Annotated in this window: 23 protein-coding genes; 15 read left to right on the top strand and 8 right to left on the bottom strand. The window is 40.1% G+C overall.

What is annotated here, in order from left to right:
- Window positions 1-23: 23 nt before the first annotated feature.
- On the top strand, window positions 24-2,000 hold the full coding sequence (locus CH362_RS13195; protein ID WP_100710810.1) for an LruC domain-containing protein: 1,977 nt from the start codon (window positions 24-26) through the stop codon (window positions 1,998-2,000).
- 84 nt (window positions 2,001-2,084) lie between these two features.
- Window positions 2,085-3,437 carry a PrsW family glutamic-type intramembrane protease gene (locus CH362_RS13190; protein ID WP_100710809.1) on the top strand — a complete coding sequence of 451 codons (1,353 nt, stop codon included), beginning with the start codon at window positions 2,085-2,087 and terminating at the stop codon, window positions 3,435-3,437.
- Here CH362_RS13190 and CH362_RS13185 read toward each other — a convergent pair.
- The 8 genes from CH362_RS13185 to CH362_RS13150 all read right to left on the bottom strand — a co-directional run bounded on the left by CH362_RS13185 (window position 3,420) and on the right by CH362_RS13150 (window position 10,645).
- On the bottom strand, window positions 3,420-4,094 hold the full coding sequence (locus tag CH362_RS13185; RefSeq protein ID WP_100710808.1) for an HAD family hydrolase: 675 nt from the start codon (window positions 4,092-4,094) through the stop codon (window positions 3,420-3,422). The genes CH362_RS13190 and CH362_RS13185 overlap by 18 nt on opposite strands.
- 7 nt (window positions 4,095-4,101) lie before the next feature.
- Complete coding sequence (locus CH362_RS13180; RefSeq protein WP_100710888.1) at window positions 4,102-6,069, bottom strand: hypothetical protein; 1,968 nt, start codon at window positions 6,067-6,069, stop codon at window positions 4,102-4,104.
- Window positions 6,070-6,224: 155 nt separating this feature from the next.
- Window positions 6,225-6,677, bottom strand: coding sequence for a TraR/DksA family transcriptional regulator (locus tag CH362_RS13175; RefSeq protein ID WP_100710807.1), 453 nt, complete (start codon window positions 6,675-6,677; stop codon window positions 6,225-6,227).
- 12 nt (window positions 6,678-6,689) lie between these two features.
- Window positions 6,690-6,842, bottom strand: a complete 153-nt coding sequence (gene rpmG, locus CH362_RS13170; RefSeq protein WP_010514486.1) for a 50S ribosomal protein L33 — start codon at window positions 6,840-6,842, stop codon at window positions 6,690-6,692.
- A 125-nt stretch (window positions 6,843-6,967) separates the two neighbouring features.
- Complete coding sequence (locus CH362_RS13165; protein ID WP_100710806.1) at window positions 6,968-7,933, bottom strand: bile acid:sodium symporter family protein; 966 nt, start codon at window positions 7,931-7,933, stop codon at window positions 6,968-6,970.
- Window positions 7,934-7,937: 4 nt separating this feature from the next.
- Window positions 7,938-9,083 carry an aminotransferase class V-fold PLP-dependent enzyme gene (locus tag CH362_RS13160; RefSeq protein ID WP_100710805.1) on the bottom strand — a complete coding sequence of 382 codons (1,146 nt, stop codon included), beginning with the start codon at window positions 9,081-9,083 and terminating at the stop codon, window positions 7,938-7,940.
- A 128-nt stretch (window positions 9,084-9,211) separates the two neighbouring features.
- Complete coding sequence (locus tag CH362_RS13155) at window positions 9,212-9,949, bottom strand: ferritin-like domain-containing protein (RefSeq protein ID WP_100710804.1); 738 nt, start codon at window positions 9,947-9,949, stop codon at window positions 9,212-9,214.
- Between the two features lie 66 nt (window positions 9,950-10,015).
- The gene (locus CH362_RS13150) at window positions 10,016-10,645 is read right to left on the bottom strand and encodes a lysoplasmalogenase (RefSeq protein ID WP_100710803.1); all 630 of its coding nucleotides are present in this window, start codon (window positions 10,643-10,645) and stop codon (window positions 10,016-10,018) included.
- Between the two features lie 103 nt (window positions 10,646-10,748).
- On the opposite strand from CH362_RS13150, the gene CH362_RS13145 reads away from it, so the two are divergent.
- The 13 genes from CH362_RS13145 (at window position 10,749) to CH362_RS13085 (ending at window position 23,783) form a co-directional block, all read left to right on the top strand.
- A complete protein-coding gene (locus CH362_RS13145) occupies window positions 10,749-11,738 on the top strand; it encodes a TerC/Alx family metal homeostasis membrane protein (RefSeq protein ID WP_100710802.1) in 990 nt (329 codons plus the stop codon).
- Window positions 11,739-11,749: 11 nt separating this feature from the next.
- A complete protein-coding gene (locus CH362_RS13140) occupies window positions 11,750-13,627 on the top strand; it encodes a methylmalonyl-CoA mutase family protein (protein WP_100710801.1) in 1,878 nt (625 codons plus the stop codon).
- A complete protein-coding gene (scpA, locus tag CH362_RS13135) occupies window positions 13,624-15,801 on the top strand; it encodes a methylmalonyl-CoA mutase (protein WP_100710800.1) in 2,178 nt (725 codons plus the stop codon). The genes CH362_RS13140 and scpA overlap by 4 nt, the downstream gene beginning before the upstream one ends.
- A 7-nt stretch (window positions 15,802-15,808) precedes the next feature.
- On the top strand, window positions 15,809-16,852 hold the full coding sequence (meaB, locus tag CH362_RS13130; protein WP_100710799.1) for a methylmalonyl Co-A mutase-associated GTPase MeaB: 1,044 nt from the start codon (window positions 15,809-15,811) through the stop codon (window positions 16,850-16,852).
- 232 nt (window positions 16,853-17,084) lie between these two features.
- Window positions 17,085-17,465: an LIC20211 family lipoprotein gene (locus tag CH362_RS13125; RefSeq protein WP_100710798.1), complete on the top strand. Its 381-nt coding sequence runs from the start codon at window positions 17,085-17,087 to the stop codon at window positions 17,463-17,465.
- Window positions 17,466-17,477: 12 nt separating this feature from the next.
- Window positions 17,478-17,885 carry a hypothetical protein gene (locus tag CH362_RS13120; RefSeq protein WP_100710797.1) on the top strand — a complete coding sequence of 136 codons (408 nt, stop codon included), beginning with the start codon at window positions 17,478-17,480 and terminating at the stop codon, window positions 17,883-17,885.
- Window positions 17,882-18,223, top strand: a complete 342-nt coding sequence (locus CH362_RS13115) for a hypothetical protein (RefSeq protein ID WP_100707497.1) — start codon at window positions 17,882-17,884, stop codon at window positions 18,221-18,223. Before CH362_RS13120 ends, CH362_RS13115 begins: the two co-directional genes overlap by 4 nt.
- Window positions 18,220-20,766 (top strand): TonB-dependent receptor plug domain-containing protein, encoded by a 2,547-nt coding sequence (locus CH362_RS13110; RefSeq protein WP_100710796.1) that lies wholly within the window; start codon window positions 18,220-18,222, stop codon window positions 20,764-20,766. Before CH362_RS13115 ends, CH362_RS13110 begins: the two co-directional genes overlap by 4 nt.
- Window positions 20,766-21,266: a hypothetical protein gene (locus tag CH362_RS13105; RefSeq protein ID WP_100710795.1), complete on the top strand. Its 501-nt coding sequence runs from the start codon at window positions 20,766-20,768 to the stop codon at window positions 21,264-21,266. The genes CH362_RS13110 and CH362_RS13105 overlap by 1 nt, the downstream gene beginning before the upstream one ends.
- Window positions 21,267-21,344: 78 nt before the next feature.
- Window positions 21,345-21,962: a MotA/TolQ/ExbB proton channel family protein gene (locus tag CH362_RS13100; RefSeq protein WP_100710794.1), complete on the top strand. Its 618-nt coding sequence runs from the start codon at window positions 21,345-21,347 to the stop codon at window positions 21,960-21,962.
- 27 nt (window positions 21,963-21,989) lie between these two features.
- Entirely contained in the window at window positions 21,990-22,394 is a 405-nt protein-coding gene (locus tag CH362_RS13095) for an ExbD/TolR family protein (RefSeq protein ID WP_100710793.1), read from the top strand.
- A gap of 9 nt (window positions 22,395-22,403) precedes the next feature.
- Window positions 22,404-23,060 (top strand): energy transducer TonB, encoded by a 657-nt coding sequence (locus CH362_RS13090; protein WP_100710792.1) that lies wholly within the window; start codon window positions 22,404-22,406, stop codon window positions 23,058-23,060.
- A 171-nt stretch (window positions 23,061-23,231) separates the two neighbouring features.
- Window positions 23,232-23,783, top strand: coding sequence for a hypothetical protein (locus CH362_RS13085; RefSeq protein WP_244280580.1), 552 nt, complete (start codon window positions 23,232-23,234; stop codon window positions 23,781-23,783).
- Window positions 23,784-23,785 lie beyond the last annotated feature (2 nt).

The following is a 23,785-nucleotide window of genomic DNA, read 5'->3' as shown; positions in this document are numbered from 1 at the left end:
AGATTAGAGTGGGGAGACCCTTCATGAAAAAGTTCCTAGCCTTGGCGATGATTGCCGGGTTCGTTTATAACTGCAGCCATAAGAAAAATGGCTTATTACTACCGTTTTTTTTCTTAGGAAGCCAACACACCGCAACCGGAGGAGTTCCGGGAAACAGTGGTAGCCCTGGAGTAGTATTTGTTCCAGGAGATGGTTCCGGAAATCCAGTAACCCCTCCTGCAGACAATACTGATAATAATGGAGGTTCAACCACTACCCCATCAGATTCCAATTCTAATTCAGGAAGCGGAAATTCTAATAGTGGATCTTCTGGTTCATCCGGCTCCACTGGCGGTTCAAACAATTCTTCTGATCAAACTTCTTCCAATTCGAATACATCAGATTCTTCTAATACATCCGGATCTTCTTCTGGAAATTCAGGAAGTTCTAATGATTCCAATTCTGGAAACTCTGGATCTAGTTCTTCTCCTTCTGATACAGCAAACAATTCTGGTAATTCTTCCAGTGGAAGTACCGGTTCTGGATCTTCAGGTTCCAGTTCTTCTAACTCTGGTTCAGGAGATAATACTTCTTCTAATAGTAATTCCGGTTCAAGTAGCTCATCTTCCGGTTCTTCGAATTCTTCCTCTGGGGATTCCACTGCAAACAATGGGTCTTCTAATAGTGGGAATTCGGGATCTTCTTCAGATAATACAAACAACAGTTCCTCGGGAACTCCTACAGTAGCTGTAGTAGTGGTAGAAGATCCAAAAGGAGATCCTATCTTTAACTATAATACTACGATCAATATTCCTTTGAATCTTACTGTATTGGATAATAAGTCTAATGTGGTTTCGGGAGCTACCGTTCTAGTATATGATGAGAATAATAATATACTATTCCAAGGAGTTTCTGATTCTTCTGGAAAAGTGACCGGAACATTAACTGTTCCAACTTCTGTAGGAAATATCACTGTAGATATTTCGATTGGTGGGGAATCTATTTCTCAGTATATCAGTTTACAATCTGTCCTTGGGATCAACAGAACAATTAGATATGAAGTAAATCTTCCTACAGTTCAAGTTGCTGACACTGATGGAGATGGAGTGCCTGATAATACAGATATTTATCCAAACGACGCAACTCGTTCGACAGAAATTGCTTACCCTGCAGAGGGAGTATTCACTGTCGCTTATGAGGATCTATATCCTTCTCCAGGTGATGCAGATTTTAACGACTATGTGATCCAATTCAAAAATGAAGAAGATCTAAACTCTTCCGGCAAGATCGTAAGGCTTAGAGGAAAATACCAACACGTTGCGAAAGGTGCAGGTTATAGACATCAGCTTTATATTAAGTTACCTGTTGATGTAGGCGCTTCTATCACTTACACACTGACCCAAGCGGATGGAAAAGTAGAAGTTGCAACAAACACTGTAAATGTAACTGCTGCGAACTTAAAATCAGGTTACCAAATTTTTGATGATTCTAATAAAACAATCAGAGGACAGAACGCTCACCCAGGTGATGTGTTCAAACCTGGATTTATCGCAACTGTAGAGATTACATTCAATGCTCCTGTAGAAAGAGCTAAGTTAGGGTCCTTCCCTTACGATCTTTATGCGTATGTGATCAATACCAAACAAGAGATCCATTTTCCTGGACTGTATAAGAACTTGCTTGGAACTGATAAATATTTGGACATCACAGGATTTCCTTGGGCAATCTTAGTTCCTGGAACTTGGAAATATCCTTATGAAAGATATGATATCAGAAATCCTGCGGAAACAGGATATTCAGAGTTCAATCTTTGGGTGTCTTCCGGCGGAAAAGAATATAAAACTTGGTATAATAACGTGACTAACGAGTCCAAAGCATTCCCAGTTCCAAGTAATAGCAGCCTACTCGGTTATCTGTTTCTCTCCGTGAAAAAATTTGCGATCTTCTATGCACTGGGACTAGTCATAGCAGGTGGAATCGCAGTTTATTTGCTGAGAAAAAAACAAAGTTTAGCAGCATAGAAATCACTAACACCGCTTAACAAATATTGCGGATTGAAAGGCGTCGCTTAAAATTGTCAGGCGGCGCCTTTTTTATTAAAGCGAATGGAAAACTGGATTTTTTTAGGCAAACCAATCTCTGCGATTCTCGCCGCCTGGTTTTATTGGGACTTTTATCGTAAGACCTATTACTCCGGACAAGGAACTACATTTACAACGTTCGCATTTTTTTATGGAATGATCGCAACAGGGATCGCTCTTGCTTGGGAAGTAGGAGTATTCGACCTATTCGAAAATTATTCCGCATTCTCCAAAGCAATGCTTGTAGGAGCTATTCCAGAAGAAACTTCCAAGGCAATTCTAATCTTTCTATTCTTAAAACAGGTAAAAAATTCTACCAATCTTGCAGACGGACTCTATTTCGGTCTGACTTTAGGAGCCTCTTTCGGTTGTATAGAAAATGTATTCTATTCTTTCAAACTGGATTTTTGGCAGGGTTTACTCAGGTCAGGTACTTCTTTACCTTTGCATACTTTCTCAGGAGGTATATTAGGATTTTTTATTTTAAAATTCCTGCAATCTAGAAAAGGAAATTTTTCCGGTTTAGATCTGATCTCTACATTCTCCTTTTTAGTAATCCTTCATGGACTTTATAATTTTTTACTAATCCAAGGAGGACTGGGTACAGTTTATATTCCTTTAATCCTAGGACTTTCTTTTTTAATATTAGAATTACTCGTAGTCCAAGCAGAAGTGACGCTTCCATTCGAGTTATTACAGGCAGAAAATTTGTATGTGGATGATTATTCTATGATCCGCAAATTTTCAAGATATGATTCTTGGTTGAGAGCAGCTCAATCCAAAGAGAATATAAAAGAAATCCCTTTATTAAGAGATCTATCTACAATTAGATCATTTATTTCAGTAATCCTATTTGGAGTTCCTATCTTCTGCCTGAATTTTTATCTATTCGTTCCTGAATGGATCCCATACTATTTAGCAAATATTAGCTCTTTAGAATTTATCACACTCTTTATGGAATATCCCGCATGGCTCGGATTTTTATTCTTACTTAGAGGTATGATCAACCCTTCTTTCTTCCGAGAGAGAATTTTAAAAATCCCATTATTTCTTTCAGTAAATTTGGGACCAGAAGGAGATGAGGAACCAAGCCTCGCCTATTCTCTTTCCAGAAAAGGTTTTTATTCTCCAGTCATCCGAGAGCCGGAACTAAATAAAGAAACCACTGTTTCCTTTTATATAGCTGGAAGAAATTTCGAGAAGATACCTGTTGTGCCAGTTTGGAAAAATTTTAGACCGGAAGATCCAGAACACGAAAGTGGTGCGTTATACAGATTTCCAAAGATCCCTTGGGGCCTTTTAACCTGGAGATGGTTTATACGTATTAAGCAACAGTATCGAAATACATTAGATGCGTTTTCAGTCACAAAAACTTAAAACCGCAGAAAGAATAGAAAGACCGTCTGAATAATCCCGAAATACATGATGTATGTTCTGGTACTTCCATTCGGAATGAAGTTTTGGATCTTCTGTAATACCAATAAATTCCAAACCTAAGTTTCGAGCGGTTTTAGAATCCCAAATCCCGTCTCCAAAACAAATCGTCTTGGAAAAACTTTTAGAATACTTTTTACAAGATTCTTCAACTACAGACTGAACGATGGATTCCCTTTCATAAAAAGAAGAAGCAGTTGCAAGAGGTACGTCCAAAGGAAGTCCACAGTCTTTTAATTTTAAGAATGCAGGCCTATAAAAAGATCCGGTTGCATATCCAAAAGGGATCTTTGCAGACCTAAGCCTTTCTAAAAAAACTTTTGCTCCCGAAATTTCCGAAATTCCTTTTTGAAATTTCTCTTTTATATTTTGGGCCAACTCTTCTTCGAATTTTTTAGAAACCTTTTCATCCCAATCTGTTTTAAAAGATGTATAAATTTCTTTGAATATACTCGAATCTGTATGGTGTTTATATTCTTTTATTTCGGAACCTAAACCAGGCAGTCCGAAAGAGATCAAAACTTCATGGAAAGCTTTTCTGTGTAAAGAAACGGTATCCGTTAATGTTCCATCTATATCAAATACGACTAAAACAGACATTTAAGTTTTAACGGATACGATTGAGTCCGTCAAAATCATCTGTTCCAATATAAAACTCAGACGGCCCAGCTTGGTACCAAGAAATCCTCATAAGCTTCGCGGTTAATGTTTTAGCTCCTGCAGGAACCCCTAAACCAACTTGGTTCACAGTAGTATTCAAAGGAGTACTTCTGGATTGTAATTCCACACCATTCTGATCAGAGAAGATCCAACGAATATACACAGGCTTTCCTGCTTTAGGAGCTTCATCCAAAGCAATACGTAAGCTGATATTCCCCTTATCACCCAAAATCCAAGAAGTTCCGGAACGGAATGTATGATATCTTCCCCCTGCCTTCTCTTGGAATTTTGCCTTTGCAGAAAGTTGGTAAGTTTTTCTTTCTTCGTATCTGAATTCAGGTCCTTGCAATTGAGAAGATTGTCGGATGAACGCCTTAGCAGTTAGTCCCAAACCGAAGAGCAAACAAACCAGATTAAATGCGGGAACCATCCACCATTTAGGCAGGGTTCGAGTAGAAGGTCCAGATGCGCTTAAAAGCCATATTAAAAGAAAACCTAATATTCCAGCACCGCTCGTCCAAGGCTCATAAAATGTAACAGGAAAGAATAGAAGAGGCAGAAACCAATAAGAAGTTCTGGTAAATGATTCCAAGCCCACCCATACAAAAAATAGAAGGAAGAATAAGATCCCACCTTCTGAAAGAAGGAACACAAAAGAAGTTAAGGCAAAGTCCTGGGTCCCGTTTGGAGGATAAGCGCCTCTAGGTCCTGATTCGATCCAGTGTAGTGCAAATCCACCAAATCCTTGTCCAAATACTGGGGCTTCTTTGAACCAATTCCATGCGGATAATGTCTGGACCCAACCGTCCTTCCAGAATATTTCTAACATTTTGGAGAATGTTTTTCCCTTGGTCCATGCGTTAGACGCATCTTCCCTGATCAATTGCCAAGGAGTAAAGGCCCAGTCCATTCCGCCTATAAAATAAACTCCGACTAATACTGCGACAGTCCCGAGCACCACGAATGGAATAAAAGAATACTTCCAGATCGGATTTCTGAACCCTCTTTGGTAACTAAGTACTATGACTAAAGCGGTTTGGAAAATAATAAGAAGCCAATAGCCGGTGCTTTGGTATTTCCCTGCAAGCCCTAGGGCAATAAAGACCGCGAAGCTTAATAGAACTCTAGAAGAGATCCTCCAGTTTCTGCTATGGATCTGGTAAAAGAAAAATCCAAATAGGATTGGCATCCCTATTCCAAAAGAAGAAGCGTCCGGGAAGAATGCAGATACTCCGAATGTTTCTGCATTTCCTGCTGTAAAAGGAAAGTCAGTAGAAGGAGCAAGTCCTTGGATTGCACCTAAAATTAAATTCCCAGTAAAACCTGCGGTGATCCCTGTTCTCCAATGTTTTCCAGGAGGATCAGTATCATGAGAACTTGTTTCTTCTGCGAAGAAGTATAAGAATGCAGATAACCAAGAGCCTATACTGTCTAAGCTCAATGCAAACGCATACTTAGAAGAGATCCCAGAAGAATATTCAGTGTCCTGCAAGATCCAAGATGTCAAAGGATCTGTTCCAAAATAAGCAAGTAGTCTATCTAACAGTAAAAATACTGCTAAGATCAGAAATGCAGTTCTAGGGTTTTTAGTGAATTCAAGAGAGTTTTTATAAGGACGGTTTATATAAAAATATCTTAATACAGGATCATCATCATTTGCAGGATGTCCGTAAAAAGTGGAGATATATTGTCGAATGAAAATCCCGAAAATCGCCCCGGCAAATAAAGCAGATAAGTATAAATATCCACCTTCCCCATAAAGCAATAATCCAGGAGAAAGTAATGCAAATGCTGCGGTGAACATTCTACCAGACTTTCTATGATGAAGATTGGGAAGTAATCCAGCTAGGAACTGGATCCATACAATTCCAAGATTCCCATCTGGATCTCTTACTACAAGTGTCCAACGTAGCAATAGGTAGGACAAGATCACTGTTAAGATCAGTGTAAGAAAGGTAGGAGTTTTAAGAGGCCTCAATCGGGCGAAAAGATTTGGCACGAATTGGAAATGCTCGCCGAAAACGAGTAGATTTCAATCCAAAAAAATAGGCAGAATGTCTGCGTAGGGAATTAATCGTCCAGAGAATCTGGATCAGACGGAATTTTATAGGTCCCGGTTAATGTAGTCGAAAGTGGACCTTTTTTGCCGGAAGCCTTGTGTTTGGAAACGGCCTCAGCGTATTCTACAGTATAACGAGTCCAAGGAATTGCTTTTAGTCTGGCTAAAGGAATTTTTTTGCCAGTCCCTTCGCAAATACCATAGGAACCGTCCTCGATTTTCTCGAGAGCCACGTCGATTTCTCGGATGGTCTCGATCTCTGACTCGGTTAAAACGGAACTCAACATCTCTTCGTTGATTTCCGATGCGATATCTGCGATATCTCCCATTTCCTTTAGGCCGGAAGGTTTGCTATTATCTTCCCACTTCGCATACTTCTCCAAAAGAGAGTTTTTTCTCTCTACAAGAAGGTCCGATATTTCACTCAGGACCTTTTTATCGTATGCAGCTTTTTTAGTCACCATCTGGATTAGGAATTATACCTTAGATTCCTTATGTTCGACGTGGGCACGGCAAAATTTACAGAATTTTTTCGTTACCAACTTCTCTGATTTTGCCTTTTTGTTCTTGGTTTGGAAGTAAGAATTTTTCTTACAAACTTGGCAAGAAAGCTTAATGATCTCTCTCATGACGGATGATACTCTTAGCTAAGATTGGCCCAAATAGGAATTTGCCGAGTTTAGACCAAAATAATGGCCGCTCAGTTTACACTATTCGGACTGATTATGCTATAAAAAAAAAGAACAGCCAAAAATCAAGGAAGATCGGCCGAAATTAGCGATTTTTCCCGTTCTCCCTGCGGAATGGACCTTCTCCATATCCCCGCCAGAACACTCCCAATCAAAGAATGCACAAAACTGGAAATTGCAGCCGGAATCGCCACCAAAGGGTCGGAAAAATTATTCCGGGAGAGAACAGCACCCAATCCGCTATTTTGCATCCCTACTTCTATGGAAACTGTGCGAGCTACTACAAAAGATTTGGTCCCAAAGTAAGCCGCCCAGTATCCGAAAAAATATCCGGAGATATGGAGCAGGAATACGGAAGAAATTAAATGAAGTCCTGAACTGATCACTGCTTCTTTTCCGGAGCCTATGATAGAAGCAACAATCAATGTGATGAGTATGACCGCGATCAAAGGAGAAACGATTTTTACCTTCTCCGCGAATTTAGGAGTATAACGATTTAATAAAATTCCAAGAATTACAGGAAGGATCACTACTTGGACAGTATCAAAAAATAGACCGGAAGCATTTGCACCCACACTATTCCCCACTAAAAATAAAGTGAGAAGTGGAGTCATTAGAACAGATAAAACTGTAGAGATCGCAGTCATTGTAACTGACAAGGCCAGGTCACCTCTTGCTAAAAAGGAAACCACGTTAGAAGCAACTCCACCCGGACAGCAAGAAACAACTATGATCCCAACAGCCAATGGAGCAGGAAGTTGGAAGAAGTTTCCCAAAAACCAACCGGTCAAAGGCATGATCGTATATTGACCGATCACACCAATTAGGATTGGCTTGGGTGCTTTGAATACTCTGGTAAAATCTTCTGTTCTTAGGCTGATACCCATTCCGAGCATCGTCAGTCCCAAGCTATAAGTGATCCAAGGCCCTTTAAATCCGTGGAGAACAGATGGAAAAAACCAACTGAATGTCACACCACAGATGACCCAGAGTGGAAATAAGAGTGCTGCCTTTTCAAAAAGAGAAGCCAAGTGCTTATCTCGAAACTAGATCAACTACTCTGTCCAATTGTTCTTTGGCCAGATAAATATGAGGAGAGAAACGAACCCTTCCTAAACGAAGTGCGCACATTACCCCGTTCTTTTTGAGATTGGAAACTACGTTTTCCATGGAAAGCCCGTCTTTTTCTGCGACTACGATCCCAGTTTTAAAATCAGGAAAATGGTCAGAAGCTAGTTTCCAGCCAGCATCTCTGAGTTTGTCAGAAAGATAGTCCGCGAGTTCATAAATCCTTTCCATTGAATTATGGAAACCTACTTTATGAAGCATTTCTAATGTAGATTGGAAATATACCCAATCTATAAAATTCACCGTAGAAATTTCGTATCGATCCGTGCCTTTTAACTCTTCTCTATAAGGCAAATAAACCTCGTCGTTTACTACGGAGCCAGTACCCTTGAACGGGAAATTTAGACCTTCTAACTTCTCTTTAGCAATGTATAAAACTCCGAGTCCTAAAGGCCCGAGTAACCATTTCCAGGCTGGGAAGGCCATATAAGAAATTCCCATTTCTCTAGGTCTTACAGGAAGAAGTCCCACTCCTTGGGCACCATCCAGAACGAACTCAATTCCTTTTTCGGCCAGAAAACTTCCGATTTCTTCTAATGGGAAAGGCATTCCTGTACACCAATGTACCGCAGAGAGGCTCACTACTTTTACATCAGGAGTGATAGAAGATTTTAAGTTTTCTAAAAATCCGTCAGGAGTTTCTGCCATTGGCACAAAGGAAATAGAGACTCCTTTTTCTTTCCAATGTTCCCAAGGATAAATATTAGAAGGATATTCGTTTTCTAAAAGAAGGATACGATCGCCGCTTTTGAGCTTAAGACCAAGGGAAATAAATCCAATTCCTTCGTTTGTATGATGGATTAAAGAAAGTTCTTCAGCTTCTACACCTAATAGTTCTGCGAGAATGGTGCGGATTACTTTTTTAACAGTCGGGTATTTACGCACTTCTGTGCTACCGCCTCTTGCAGCGTAACCTTGCAAGTATTCATTGACTGCATGTAAGGTGTCCGTATTTGCAGGAGTGGTCCCACAATTGTTTAACCAGATCATTTCCCGGTTTACCGGGTACAAATGTTGTAGTTTGGTCCAATCCGGACTAGGATTCGTTTTCATCTCGAGGCCAGATTGGATCTGTCCTTAGGAGGGAAAACTTCTTTTTTAAGACCTTCTTCCAAAAGGTTTAAACTCTCAAACCCGCAAAGTCAAAACCGGGAATCGAATGTTTCCCGGTTTTCTAGTTCTTACTTTTTCTTTTTAGCAGCCTTTTTCTTAGGAGCTGCTTTTTTGGCGGCAGGTTTTTTCTTAGCGACCGCTTTTGCTTTTTTAGGTGCAGCCTTCTTCGCTACTTTTTTAGCCGCAGCTTTTTTGACAGGCTTAGAAGGTTTCAGACCTTTTGTAGACTTATTGTTAGGCTTGGAATTTCCTACTGCCTTTGCTACTTCTTCTGCTTGTTCGTCCCAGAAGTATGATCCTCCTGCAGAACGAGTCTGGTCGAAAGTATTCAACTCAGCCTCTAACAGAGATTGGTAATTTTGGCTATAATCCATTAGTTTAGAAAACAATAGTTTAATATTCGAATCTTCGAATTTAGTAGTGAGTTTCTCATAGAACGCTACGGAATTCTCAGCTTCTCTGATCGCAAGTTCTAGAGCTTCGTGCGCATCTTTGGATCCTGAACCGGTAATCGTACGTTCCACCTTATTCATGATCTTTTGAAGAGTGCTTTGATGGAATTTGTGAATTGCGGCCAATTGTTTAAGGTTCGGAAGTTCCGCTCCTTCAGCTACTTTATAAATTTCAGTGATGAATTTGATATGTTCATCCACTTCCTCTGCTAGTTTTTCGAATAATTCCCTAGTTCTTCCCGGAGGGAGTTTTTCGTACGTATCCATGTAAAATTCGAAGTAGTCCTTCTCATGCTGGATCGCAGCTGCAACAGCTTCCAAAAATGTAGTTTCTTTTAAAGGTTTAATACTCATTCTGCATACTCCGGTCGCGACAATTCTAGGGGATTTTCAACTCGGTTCAATAATATTTTTTCTATTTTATTCCTCTTCTTCTTGAGAAAGATAGATTAAAAATTGAGCTATATAGTAAGTAGACATCACCCAAACTCCGTGGAATGGAAGTTTGTTCGGAGTGAATTGTCCGAGTGCGATGATTGAATCAGAAATTATAAAACTGATCGCTCCTAAAATACCAAGCCATCTGTCTCTGGAAGAAACTTCTCTCGCTGCGGATCTCCAACCCATCACACAAATTGCAGAAACATAAACCGCGACTGGAATGGTTAACGCAGGAGCAATCCCAGGAAGAAGCCAATAAAAATAGGAAGCACCGAAAATCACATAAGGGATTAATCTTAAGAAATGTACTGGATTTCCCCAAGAAAAGCTAACGGAATATCCTACCTGAGCGATTAAGAAACTGCCCAAACCGAAAACAAAATATTTATCCGGAAAAGCTAGGATAGTATCTCCTCCGAGTGAAAATACAAGACCAATCCCGAGCCAAATTCCAGCGCGAGTTTTCCATCTTCCTTCTCCCACACTTAACGCAATTAAATATAGAATGGGAATAATTTTGGAAATCAAACGAACTAAAAATATGTCCGAACCTAAAAATAGAACTCCCAAATGAACAAGGGCCAAAATCGGGAATATAATATAAATCATTAAGAGCTCCTAATCTCAAAACACCCGGTGATTTGGGATTGTCTTCCAGATCAAACCGAGGAACCTGTCTTTCAAAGGCCCAAATAGGGCCTCGGAAGCTGCGATGATCTCGTTTAGCCAAAAAGATTCTACACTTTTTCTTATTTTTTCCGTTGTAGTAGGCCTTTTGATTTATTTGGACCTATTCGTAATGAATAAAAGAGCCCATAAACTCTCTCTCAGAGAGTCGGGATACTGGACTTTGTTCTGGGTAACTCTTGCAGTTAGTTTTTCTCTTTTAGTTTATATCTTTCATGAAGACCCGACTAACCCAGGACTCGCAAAACAAAAGACCCTGGAATTTTTAGCAGGATACCTTCTGGAATATTCACTTTCTGTGGATAATCTTTTCGTATTTATCATGATCTTTGCGAAGTTCAGGATACAATCCCAGTACCAACCCATGATCTTAAAATGGGGGATCATAGGTGCATTGATTTTCAGAGCAGCAATGATTTTCTCGGGAGCAGAATTAGTTTCCAGATTTGAATGGATACTTTATATCTTCGGATTCTTACTACTCTACTCCGCTTGGAAGATGTTCTTCCATGATGAAGAAGAAGATTTCGATCCAGAAGAAATGAAACTTCTGAAGTACGCTCGTAAAGTTCTTCCAATGAGCAAAACATTCCATCCGGAAAAGTTTTTAGTAAAAGAACATGGAAAAACCCTTTTTACTTCTACATTCTTGATTTTGATCGTTGTTGAATTCAGCGATATTCTTTTCGCAATAGATTCTATTCCTGCAATTTTCTCCATTACACAAGATAGTTTTATCATCTATACTTCTAACGTATTTGCGATCCTAGGACTCAGGTCCTTATTCTTCCTTTTAGGAGGAGTGATGGAACTGTTTGTACATCTGAAAAAAGGAGTCGCTCTTCTTCTCGCATTTGTGGGAGTAAAACTTCTTCTTCCTGCATTTTCCGGATACGTTTTCGGACAAGTGATCCATGTATCCATCGAGATCTCCTTGGTGGTGATTGTAGGAACTCTAACACTTTCAGTACTCGCTTCTATTCCTCATTATCTTAAAACGAAAAAAGGAGCCTGACGGCAAATCGAATGGCATCAGAAAAACTTTTCTCCGAATTTCCACCGGTTTCTACCGAAGAATGGACAAACCTAATCCAGAAGGATCTGAAAGGTGCGGACTTCGAAAAAAAACTGGTTTGGGAAACCCAAGAAGGATTTAAGATCCAGCCGTTTTATAGAAAAGAAAATCTAAAAGGAAAGGAATGGCTCCTCTCAAATCTTCCAGGAAAATTTCCTTACCTTAGATCCACCCGTAAACTTACAAATGATTGGAGTATCAGACAAGATATCGATACTCCGGATCTAAAAACTGCAAAAGAATTAGCAGTAGAAGCAATCGGCAATGGAGTTTCTGCTCTGGGGCTCGTGCTTGCGGACGTTGGTTCTGGCAGAAAAGGAATACAGATCAAAAACGAAAAGGATCTGGCATTCTTGTTAGAAGACCTTCCTCTTAATGAGATCACTCTTCATTTTGTTGCAGAAGAAAAATCTCCTGAACTTTATTCCTGGCTTCCTAAAAACAAAACTCTTGTGGGGGGACTCGGTTATGATCCTTACAGAATTCTCGCAAGGCAAGGCCATTCAGGCGGACATGGTCCTGAAACTTTAAAACCGATCTTAACTGAACTTGCAGGTAAATGGAAAAATTTCAGAGCACTCACAGTTCATTCTTCTACATTTAGAGACAGCGGTTCTACAATTGTTCAGGAACTTGCATACACTCTCGCACTTGGTTCGGAATATCTTTATCGTTTGGGAGAATTAGGAGTTTCTCCTGAGGTAGTTAACTCTCAGACAATTTTCCAATTTACAATTGGTCCCGATTATTTCTTAGAGATCGCAAAGTTCAGAGCAGCTAGAACTCTTTGGGCAGAAATTTTTTCTTCTTATTCTTCTGATAAAGGAGAAGCTTCTCTTCCTTTTATAGAGGCGGAAACTGCGAGATATAATTACGGGATCTATGATCTTCATAATAATATTTTGAGAGGAACCACTGAAGCAATCTCTGCTGCGATTGGCGGTGCTGAGATCATCAATGTTCTTCCATTCGATCATTTATTACAACCTGCAGATTCTTTCTCTCTTCGGATTGCAAGAAACGTTCAATTACTTCTAAAACATGAATCTTATTTGGATAAGGTCGCTGATCCTTCTTCCGGTTCTTATTATATAGAAACGATTACCGATCAGATCACTGAACAGGCTTGGAAATTGTTTACTGAAGTGGAGAAGGATGGCGGATTCTTAGAATGCCTAAAATCCGGTAAGATCCAATCTTCTATTTTGGAATCCAGAAAGAAGAAGGAAGAAAATTACTCTACTCGTAAAGAGATCTTCCTTGGAACAAACCAATATCCGAATTCTAAAGATAAGATCCAAAACAAAGACCTAAATAAAAATATTAAATCTCCAGAGATCTCTTCTGCTTCTAATGAACTCAAAGTTTCAGCTCTTCCTGAGTTTTTTGCAGGAGATGCAATCGAAGAGATCCGTATGAAAACGGAAAACTACGAAACCAAAAATAAAACTTCCGTAAAAGTACTTCTTCTGCCTTTGGGTGATCTAAAAATGAAGAAGGCAAGAGCCATCTTCTCTCTGAACTTTTTAGGATGTGCAGGATTTAATGTGATCGATCCGGGAAGTTATGAAACTTCTGAAGAAGCAATTGTTGGGATCCAAAAAGAAAATCCTCAGATGATAGTCTTCTGCAGTTCCGACGAAGAAGTAGCTTCTTATGTGAAGGATATTCTTCCTAAGTTAAAATCTAAACCTCTTGTTTATGCGGCTGGATATCCAAAAGACATTCTTTCCGAATTGGAATCTGCAGGTGTAAACGGATTCATCCACGTTCGATCCAATCTATTAGAAACACTTTCCGATCTTCAAAAAAGGCTGGGAATCCAATGAAAAGACCTACATTCTCCCCTAACAGAACTCCAGTAACTGGAGATACTAAATTCGAATCCTGGTCCAAAGAGGCTTTGGATGAATTAGGACTTTCTAAATTAGAAGAAACGATTTGGAATACGCCCGAAAAAGTCCCAGTCAAACCTGTATACGTCCCTAAAGATGTGGAATCTTTGGAACATCTGGACTATGCCGCAGGGATTCCTCCTTTTTTAAGAGGACCCTACTCTACAATGTATGTCCAACAACCTTGGACAATCCGTCAGTACGCAGGCTTCTCTACTGCCGAGGAATCAAATGCATTCTATCGTAGAAACTTAGCAGCAGGACAAAAAGGTCTTTCTGTTGCATTCGACTTAGCGACTCACAGAGGATACGATTCAGATCACGAAAGAGTTTTAGGAGACGTAGGAAAAGCTGGAGTTGCAATCGATTCGGTTCTGGATATGAAAATTCTTTTCGACCAGATCCCGTTAGATCAGATGTCAGTTTCCATGACAATGAATGGAGCTGTAATTCCTACACTCGCTTTTTACATTGTAGCTGCAGAAGAACAGGGAGTAAAACCGGAACAACTTTCAGGTACCATCCAGAATGATATCCTAAAAGAGTTCATGGTACGGAACACTTACATTTATCCTCCTGAACCTTCTATGAAAATTATCGCTGATATTTTCAAATATACCACTGACTTCATGCCTAAGTTCAATTCAATCTCCATCTCCGGTTATCATATGCAGGAAGCAGGAGCTACTGCGGATATAGAACTTGCTTATACTTTGGCGGATGGGTTGGAATACCTACGCACTGGTATTAAGGCAGGAATGGATGTAGATAGTTTTGCACCTCGTCTTTCCTTCTTCTGGGCAATTGGTATGAACCATTTTATGGAAATCGCCAAGATGAGGGCAGGAAGACTTCTTTGGGCAAAACTTGTAAAAACGTTTAACCCTAAGAGTAACAAATCCTTAGCTCTTAGAACTCATTGCCAAACTTCTGGATGGAGTTTAACTGAACAGGATCCTTTTAATAACGTGGGAAGAACTTGTATAGAAGCTCTTGCTGCAGCCCTTGGTCATACTCAATCTTTGCATACAAATGCACTCGACGAAGCAATTGCATTACCTACTGACTTCTCCGCAAGGATTGCAAGAAACACTCAGATCTACTTACAAGAAGAAACAAATATCCATAGAGTTGTGGATCCTTGGGGTGGTTCTTTCTATATTGAATCTTTAACTTCTCAACTTGCTGAAAGAGCGTGGGAACTTATCCAAGAAGTGGAAAAACTGGGTGGTATTGCAAAAGCAATCGAAACCGGAATTCCTAAAATGAGGATAGAAGAAGCTGCTGCCCGTAAACAGGCAAGGATCGACTCCGGCAGAGATGTAATCGTAGGTATCAATCGTTATCGCCCTTCCAAAGAAAATCCTTTGGATATTCTGGATATTGATAACACTGCGGTGAGAGAATCTCAGATCCGTAAATTAAACGAACTTAAGAAAAATCGAGACAATGCTGCAGTTACGGCTGCATTAGAAGCAATCACTGAATGTGCTAAAACGGGAAATGGAAACCTGCTTGCACTTGCTGTAGATGCGGCTAGAAAAAGAGCAACTCTTGGCGAGATCTCTTTCGCCATGGAGAAAATATTCGGCAGATATAAATCCGTCACTCATATGATCAAAGGAGTGTACTCGGAGGAAATCATGGACGATCCGGATTTCAAAAAGGCAAAAGAACTCTCCGCAAAATTCGCAAAGTTAGAAGGAAGACAGCCTAGGATCATGGTCGCTAAGATGGGACAGGACGGACATGATAGAGGTGCAAAAGTAATTTCCACAAGCTTTGCAGATATGGGATTCGACGTTGATATAGGACCTCTATTCCAAACACCTGGAGAAGCAGCAAAACAAGCCATCGAAAACGACGTGCATGTGCTTGGAGTTTCGAGTCTTGCTGCAGGTCACAAAACTTTAGTTCCTCAGGTAATCCAAGAACTCAAAAAACTAGGAAGAGAAGATATCCTAGTGATTGCAGGTGGAGTAATCCCTCAGCAAGATTATGATTTCTTGTATAAGTCTGGAGTGAATGGGATCTTCGGGCCTGGAACAAAGATCTCCAAAGCAGGCGCAGAAATCCTAGAACTTCTGATCAAGAGTGTAGAAGGTTAATTCACCTATGCCCGAGACCGAGGGAAAAGAAGAAGCCCAGATCCGAGGCTCTATCAAAAAGAAGAGCCTTCCGGATGCGGAAACTTTTTCCCAAGGAATTCTCTCCGGAGATATAGTTCTATTAAGTAGAGCAATCACTCTTGTAGAAAGTACTCTACCTTCTCACCAAGAACTTGCAGAAGCTATATTAGAAAAATGTTTACCTCATTCGGGCAAAAGTATCCGAGTTGGTATCACAGGAATTCCTGGTGTAGGCAAAAGTACATTTATCGAATCCTTTGGAAATCATCTGATTGAACAAGGCAGAAAGATTGCAGTACTTGCGGTAGATCCTACATCACAATTATCTAAAGGATCCATTTTGGGAGACAAAACCAGAATGGAAATTCTCTCTCGTAAAAAAGAAGCATTCATCCGCCCTTCTCCTTCCGGAGATTCATTAGGTGGAGTTGCACGTAAAACTAGAGAAACAATCTTTTTATGTGAAGCTGCGGGCTTCGATACAATCCTTGTAGAAACTGTTGGAGTTGGGCAATCTGAGACTGCTGTAAATTCTATGGTGGATATCTTCCTTCTTCTTTTAATAGCTGGAGCGGGAGATGAATTGCAAGGGATCAAACGTGGTATCATGGAAATGGCGGACCTGATTGCCATCACCAAAGCAGATGGAGAAAATACCGCTAGAGCGAATAGAGCAAAAGCAGAAACAATTTCTGCAGTTCATTTTCTTCCTTCTCATGAATCAGGGATTAAAACAGAAGTTAGAACATGCTCGGCGGTTACTGGAGAAGGTATCTCCGAGATCTGGACTGAAATTTTAAACTTCATACAAGCTATCAAAGACAAAGGTTACTTAGATAAAAAAAGAAAAGAACAGGCCAAACATTGGTTACACGAATCAGTTCAATCCATGTTATTAGATGATTTCTTTTCCAAACTAGGAAATGATTTCCATAGGGCAGAAGAACTTGTAACCCAAGGACTGGCAGGTTCTTATCAAACTGCTCGCAAGCTTGTGAAGTATTATAAGAACGAAGGCCAACAAATTTAAACATTCAACGAAACCAAAGAATCATGGTTTTGTAATATATTCCTCCTCCTAAACAATGTCTGTCCCGACCACATCATATTGATTCCGGTTCCGAGTGGAATTTTTTTTCTTGGAAAATATGTCTTTTGGGAGATTGATGGTGGATACTAAAGATTGAACCTCAATCGCGAAACGACTTTGTTTTAGCAAGAAATTGACTTAGACCGGAGTCGGTATTGGAAAAGGAAAAAACATGAAATCTCGCATTTCCGGACTAATCTTATCTCTTTTGTTAGCCGCTTCTATCATTTCTTGTGCTACTTCTAGCGCTGGACTTGCAACTAGTACTGTTCCGGTAGCAGATAAAAAATATAAAGTGATCTCTCCGGTTGAAGGAACAAAATACTGGTATACCTTTGATATCGCAATCATTGGAATTCCTTTGGGAGAACCTCCTATTGATCAACTACTGGAGGATTTGAAAAAGGAAAAAGAGGCAGATGCTTTGATCAATGTCCGCTATTGGACAGATAAATCCATCTTTGTATTCTTAACTGTAAATCGACTTCATATCTCTGCAGAAGCAATCAAGTTCGAAGACGAGATCCCGGATCCTAAAAAGAAAGGCCGTTAATTCCAAGGCAATATGATTCTTCTTAGATCTATCATTCTGTTTTGTTTTTTAATTTTTACGATGTACTCATGCTCAGGTTCTTTTAATAGAGCGGATGTGGGTGGCAGAGTGACTAGTACTCAACTCATCGATTCTGCTACTATCATTCGCTCCAAAGATTACATGGAGTTAGGAGTTTCCAGCGGAGAAAGTTCCGTTTTCTTTTTGTTCGGACTTATCCCGGTCACCAATCCATTAAATATGGATTATGCACTTAGTGAAGCAGTTCAAAAAGTGCCGGGAGGGAAAAGTTTGATCAAGGTAAAATACTGGCAAGAGACTCACCTATTCTTTCCTGTCGGTACAATAAGTGTCCTAAAAGTAAAAGGCACAGTGATCGGTTCTCCTTCTACAACTCCAAACGAGGCGGGTAAAAAATGAAAACCCGTGTATTTGCTTTTAGCTTCTTTTGTATTTTATTAGTAGATTGTGTTCGGGAAGATACTGTTCCTCAGGGAGATGCAAACAGCCAGATCTATGCTGCAGCAGAATATCTTTCTAAAAAATGTGGAGATCCAATCCCGCCACATTTTCCAGTTGCGATTGGAGATGTACAAAGAAGGAACTTAGATCTTTGCAGTATCGCAATCACAAAGGCAGAATGCCCTTTTAACTCTTATCCTGTGGTTTGTCTTTGGATCTATTATGATAAACCTGCGGGAGAGATCCCTTGGTATTTGAATTTTAAAGATGTGTTTGTGGATCCTAAATTGCCATGAAGTTAAAAAAAGTTCTGATCAAAATCGCTTTTCTCGCGGCAATCGCTCCATTGGATGTGTTTGCAGAAGTAACTTTTAAAGCTAGGTTATTCTCCAGACAAAAAAACCAAGGAGAAGCTAAAACCCAGGTTTTACTTTTCGAAACTAAAAAGATCTATAGAACAGATGCAGAAGGTTATTTTGATGCTGTAGTACCTTCTCCAGGTATTTATACTTTCCGTATCTTAAAAGTAGAAGATATGCAGGATATCAAAGGTAACGTAGAAGCTTCTGGCCAAACGGTTACTCTTTATACGGATGCCGGTTCGGACGCTTCTGTAGGGTCTCCTAAAGCAAAAGCGCCTAAGGGCACAATCACAGTTGCTGCAGAAAGAGATAAACCTATTCTTTCCAGAACTACGATCAAATACGAAGAGATCAAAAGGATGCCAGGAACTTTCGGGGAACCGTTACGCGCGTTGGAAACAATTCCAGGTGTGGTCCCTTCTGCAGCATTTGGTGGTGGAGCAAACAATTATGTGATCCGGGGTTCCGATCCGAACTCGAACTTATATTTAGTGGATGATCTTCCTATTTTGTATCCATTCCACTTTGATGGATTGAGTGCAGTGGTAAACGCTAACTTGATCAAATCAATCGACGTGTATACAGGTGTATTCCCTGCAAACTTCAATAACGCGTTGGGCGGGGTCATTCATATCGATACTGTAGATAAGGTAGACAAGTCTCAGAAAAACCTGATCATCTCCGCTTGGTCCAGTAGTATCAGTTATATGAGCCCTACTTTCGGCGGGAAAGGTTATTTAATTGCTTCTGCTCGTGTAGGATACTTGGACAGATTTGTACAAGGTTTGACTTCTGCATTAGGGGCCGACTTTCCAGAAGGTTTAAGACTTCCAAGATTCGTAGATTCTCAAGTAAAGTTTGTTCATAATTTTAATGAACATCATCAGGTCTCTTTTCATTCATTCTATTCTAAAGATGATTTTGCAGCGAACCTTCCTGCTAAATATCAGAATGACCCCGCGAACGATTCGACTGCTGCATTTGCGGGTGCGAGCATTTCTTCAGGACAAGGATTCAGGACCCAAGCATTACGTTATACTTGGAAACCAATTGATACATTCTCAAATCGTGTAACACTTATCAGTTACGATCCGTTTACTGATTTTAATGTCTCTTTCGGTTCTATACAAGGAAAGAACAGAGCAAGCGGTGCCTATAACGGTATACGTCAGGATGCTTTCTGGGACCCGAATAAATATTTTAGTGCTGAGTTCGGAACAGAATATAGATTATTAAATTATTATTCTACCGGTTCTAGTATCATACAATCAGATCCGAACAATCTAAGTCCGAACCCTTATGATACTCAAAGCCCTGACTTCACTACTATTCCTACAAATATCACTGCTAAAGGATCCTATTATAATGGATATCTTACAACTAAGATCCGTTTAGGAAATTTGCATATTGAACCGGGAGCACGTTACGATTATATTCCTTACGTAAACAATAGTGCACTCGGCCCAAGAGCTCAGGCATCTTATAAGTTTGAAGGTATAGGAAAAGGAACTACTATCTTTGGAGGTGGAGGTAATTTCTTCCGCTTCCCTCTCGACACCAGATTTAATAAGGACAGTGGAAACCCTCACTTGGATTTTGAAAAAGTATTCAAGTATGGTGGGGGTATAGAACAATTATTAGAAGGTGATTACCAGATCAAAGGAGAGATCTTTAAACAAGAATACTCCAGCTTGATCGTGGATGACCCCTATATCACCGAGCCTATCGGAACAAATCCAGATCCATATTCTAGGATCGCTCAACCTTTTATCGCAAACAAAAAGTTGAACTACTCCAATAGTGGGACCGGTTGGTCCAGAGGTTACGAATTAGTACTTCGTAAGAATTCACGCCCTGGAACTAGGAACTGGTTCGGTTGGATTACCTACACTTGGTCCCAAACATTCAGAAATAATAATATATTCACACCTGATGCTGGTGCTGCCCCTTTATCCGCTCAAGAGACCCAGATCGCCGCAGAGTTTTATAAGAATTCTAAAGAGACATTATACGACTATGACAGGACCCATGTGATCAATATGGTCTTTGGTTGGAGATGGAGCCAAGAGTGGCAGTTCGGCGCCAGATGGTCCTACCTAACAAGTAGGCCGTTTACGCCAATTGTAGGGGATGATGGAGGAAGGTTCAGTAACCCTGCAAATGGCCAAACCTATTGGGTGCCTCAATATGCCAATAACCCGGCCCTTGGAGAATATATCAATAGTCGTAGATTAAAGCCTTATCATCGACTTGACATCCGTTTCGATAGATTTTTCAATTATGAATGGGGGTATGTGAATACCTTCCTGGAGATAGTAAACGTATACCTAAGAGAGAACGTGGGTGGAGAAGATTTCGACAATACGAAACCTTATTCCAAAACGAACCCAAGTCCTAGCCCGACATTTGGAACAATTCCTTTGCCAGGTGGTGTGATCATTCCGTTCTTTAACGTAGGTATCGAGGTTAAGTTCTAATGAACGTTCGGAGTTTGGGAAAAGTTTCTACACACTGGTTCGGATTATTCTCCGCTCTAGTTATATTCTCATACTGTTCCCAATACTCGCCAGAAGCATCTAACGAAAGCACGTTGGTCTTACAATCTCTCTTAAATTATTCTGCAAATCCATCTGCAGCATGTAAGTCTTCCATGCAAGAAGCAGAAGATTGTTTAAAAACTTCCTCCGACTTAAGCGGAAGTGGAGAAGCTGAAATTTCCGGATTATTCTCCGGGGGAACTGCCAAGAGTTATGAATCTTATTGTGGCCAATTATTGGCCCAACAACAGATATCTAGTCTAGATTCTAAAACCCAAGAATGTATCTTTAGTTGTAATGAAGCCTATTGGTCCAGGGTCGGATCTGAAAACGATTGTAGCGGAGAAGGTTCCGAAATCCTAATATCTAATTCCGGAATAGAAACCCTAGGCTGCGTTAGAAATTGCAAAGAACTTTATTCGTCAGAACCAGAATTTTAAGTCCGAAATTTCGGAACAAAAACGGAATGACTGGGATCGTATCAGGCAAAAAAACAGAAATTAAGAAGGAACTATAAAATGAGTTTTGAAAATGCTATTGGGTACATGGAAACTGCGATCTTTGTGATCATGGCGATCGCGAGTGTTCTTGCTGTAGCCGTTGTAGTTGAAAGAGCGATCATATTCGTTAAAAATACGAAAGACTCCTCCTTCGTATTACCTGAAATCATCCAAACCGCAAGAAAGGGAGATCTTTCCGGAGCTCCTAAATTTTCAGAAAATTATCCAGAGAATGTTTACGCAAGATTCGCGGACTTCTCCTCCGAACATTCCAAAGGTGGAAAAGAAAGCCTGGGTGAATTGATGGAAGGAAAGATGATCGGAGAAAGAGTCGGCTTCGAAACAAGACTTTCTATCCTAAACACATTAGGAAACAACGCTCCATTTATCGGACTATTAGGAACAGTATTCGGAGTAATCAGCGCATTCTATAAATTAGGAACTTTAGGGAACGCAGCAGGAGAAGTGGTAATGAGAACCATTTCACAAGCACTACTCGCAACTGCAGTTGGTTTAGCTGTAGCGATCCCGGTGGTAATGGCGAATAATTACTTCACCAGAAAATTGAAAATCATCCAATCCAATCTGGAAATTCTTTCCAAAGAATTTTTAGCAAGCCTGTCTCGGAAAGGTTAAACCGAGGATTTCTAGAAAGGAGAATTTATGGCAGGTCAAAGTTCTTCCGGCGACGGAGAAGAAATCGGCAGTATTAATATTACTCCGATGGTGGACGTAATTTTGGTTCTTTTGGTGATCTTCATGGTTACCGCGAACTTCTTAAAAAAAGAATCTATCAATATCAACCTTCCTAAAGCGGATGCAGTGGATGCGAATCTAGCCAAAACCGTTCAGGTGGCATTATCTAAAGATGGAAAAATATTCTTAGAAGGAAATGAAACAGATTTCCCAAGACTCGAAGCTCAATTGCAAAGAGAAACTAAGATCCGTCCTAATATGAGGATCACGTTATCCGCTGATTCTTCCCTTCCTTATGGAAAAATAGCAGAGACTATGGGAAAGATCAAAAAAGCGGGCGTGCACCAAATTGCATTATCAGTTAAAAGGTGATCCGGAGAAATGAATCCTACTCTGGAAAAAGTAAAGACTGACGTAATCCAAAAACTCAAAGAACTTTCTCTTTGGGAAATCTGTGTTTACGGATCACTTGCTTTTCACCTATTTCTGTTCTTAACTTATTACTACGTCACTCACAAAGAAAAGGAATTTGTAGATTCCGAACAATTGGAAATGAATGTAGAAGTTGATATCGAAGACATTCCTCCTGAATTACTAGGAGGAGAAACTTCTCCTACTCATAAAGATCCTAATGAATGGGTAGAAGGAGCCAACGAAGAAGGAAAAGATCCGGACCCGAACGAGATCAAAGAGAACGAGATCAGCGGAGAAGGTACTGATAAAGACGGATTTTTATTCGCTTTTTACGGAGACAAAGCCCCTACTCCAATCATTGATTTTTCTTTGAGAGATTATTTTCCTGAAAATGCACGTGCACAAGGAATCTCCGATGCAATGATCTACTTAGAAGTGCAAGTAGATGAGAAGGGAAATTTGATCAATGCAAAGGTAATCAAATCTTCTATTCGTGGATATGGTTTCGAAGAAGCAGCAGTTAAAGTAATTCGTTTAGCTCGCTGGAGCCCTGGTTATGCAAAGGGAAGACCCACTCGTATGAATCATAGAGTCCCGGTCCATTTCGAGCTGGACGATAACTAATCTCGACGTTTTAAACCGCCTATATATTTCCATATTTTACACACTGGAAATATTTTTCTGAATAAGATTCCTTATATATTCAAGGCTATATTCTAAGAATATAGCTGCTGTTTTCTTCTTAGTTTTCGTCCATTGTAACTATAGATGGAATCCGGGGCTTGGAAATTTTTTATGACTGGCGTAGTCGTTAGTCTCATCATTGTGTTCTTGTTTTCTCATTCCGATTCTGGAATGATCCAAGCGGAGAAGGATGTTCCTGAAGGAATCTTAACTCTTGCAGATAAACAAGAAAGTGTTTCCGTCCAGTCTATATTCTCACATAAACAAAGCTTCTTATATTTCGGAACTTTAGACCCTTCTAAAAACGATCTGAAAGAAGTAGAGATATTCCTGAACTGGTTCGATAAATCCGCACCTGGCGACTCTCAATTTGTTTTTATCAGTTTAACTCCAGAAAAAGATGCACAGCAAGATCTAAAGGATAGATTTGGTAAACTGAGTGAGAAAGTAATCTTACTCAAACCTGCAAACTCAAGTGCAGCATTGGAACTTGCTAGATCATTCGGGATCCAAGCATATATCCAACCTGAAAGCGGAACTGTAAAATATAAGACCGCGCTTATCTGGGTGGATGATTCTCCCAAGATCAGAGGGATCTTTCCGAAAATTCCTGAAAAACCTGATTCAATAGATCTACCTTCCCTACTCGTCCGAGCAAAATAATT

Origin of the sequence: Leptospira saintgironsiae, from assembly GCF_002811765.1 — a bacterium.
Lineage (GTDB): Bacteria > Spirochaetota > Leptospiria > Leptospirales > Leptospiraceae > Leptospira_B > Leptospira_B saintgironsiae.
This window is presented reverse-complemented; position numbering and strand designations above follow the sequence as displayed.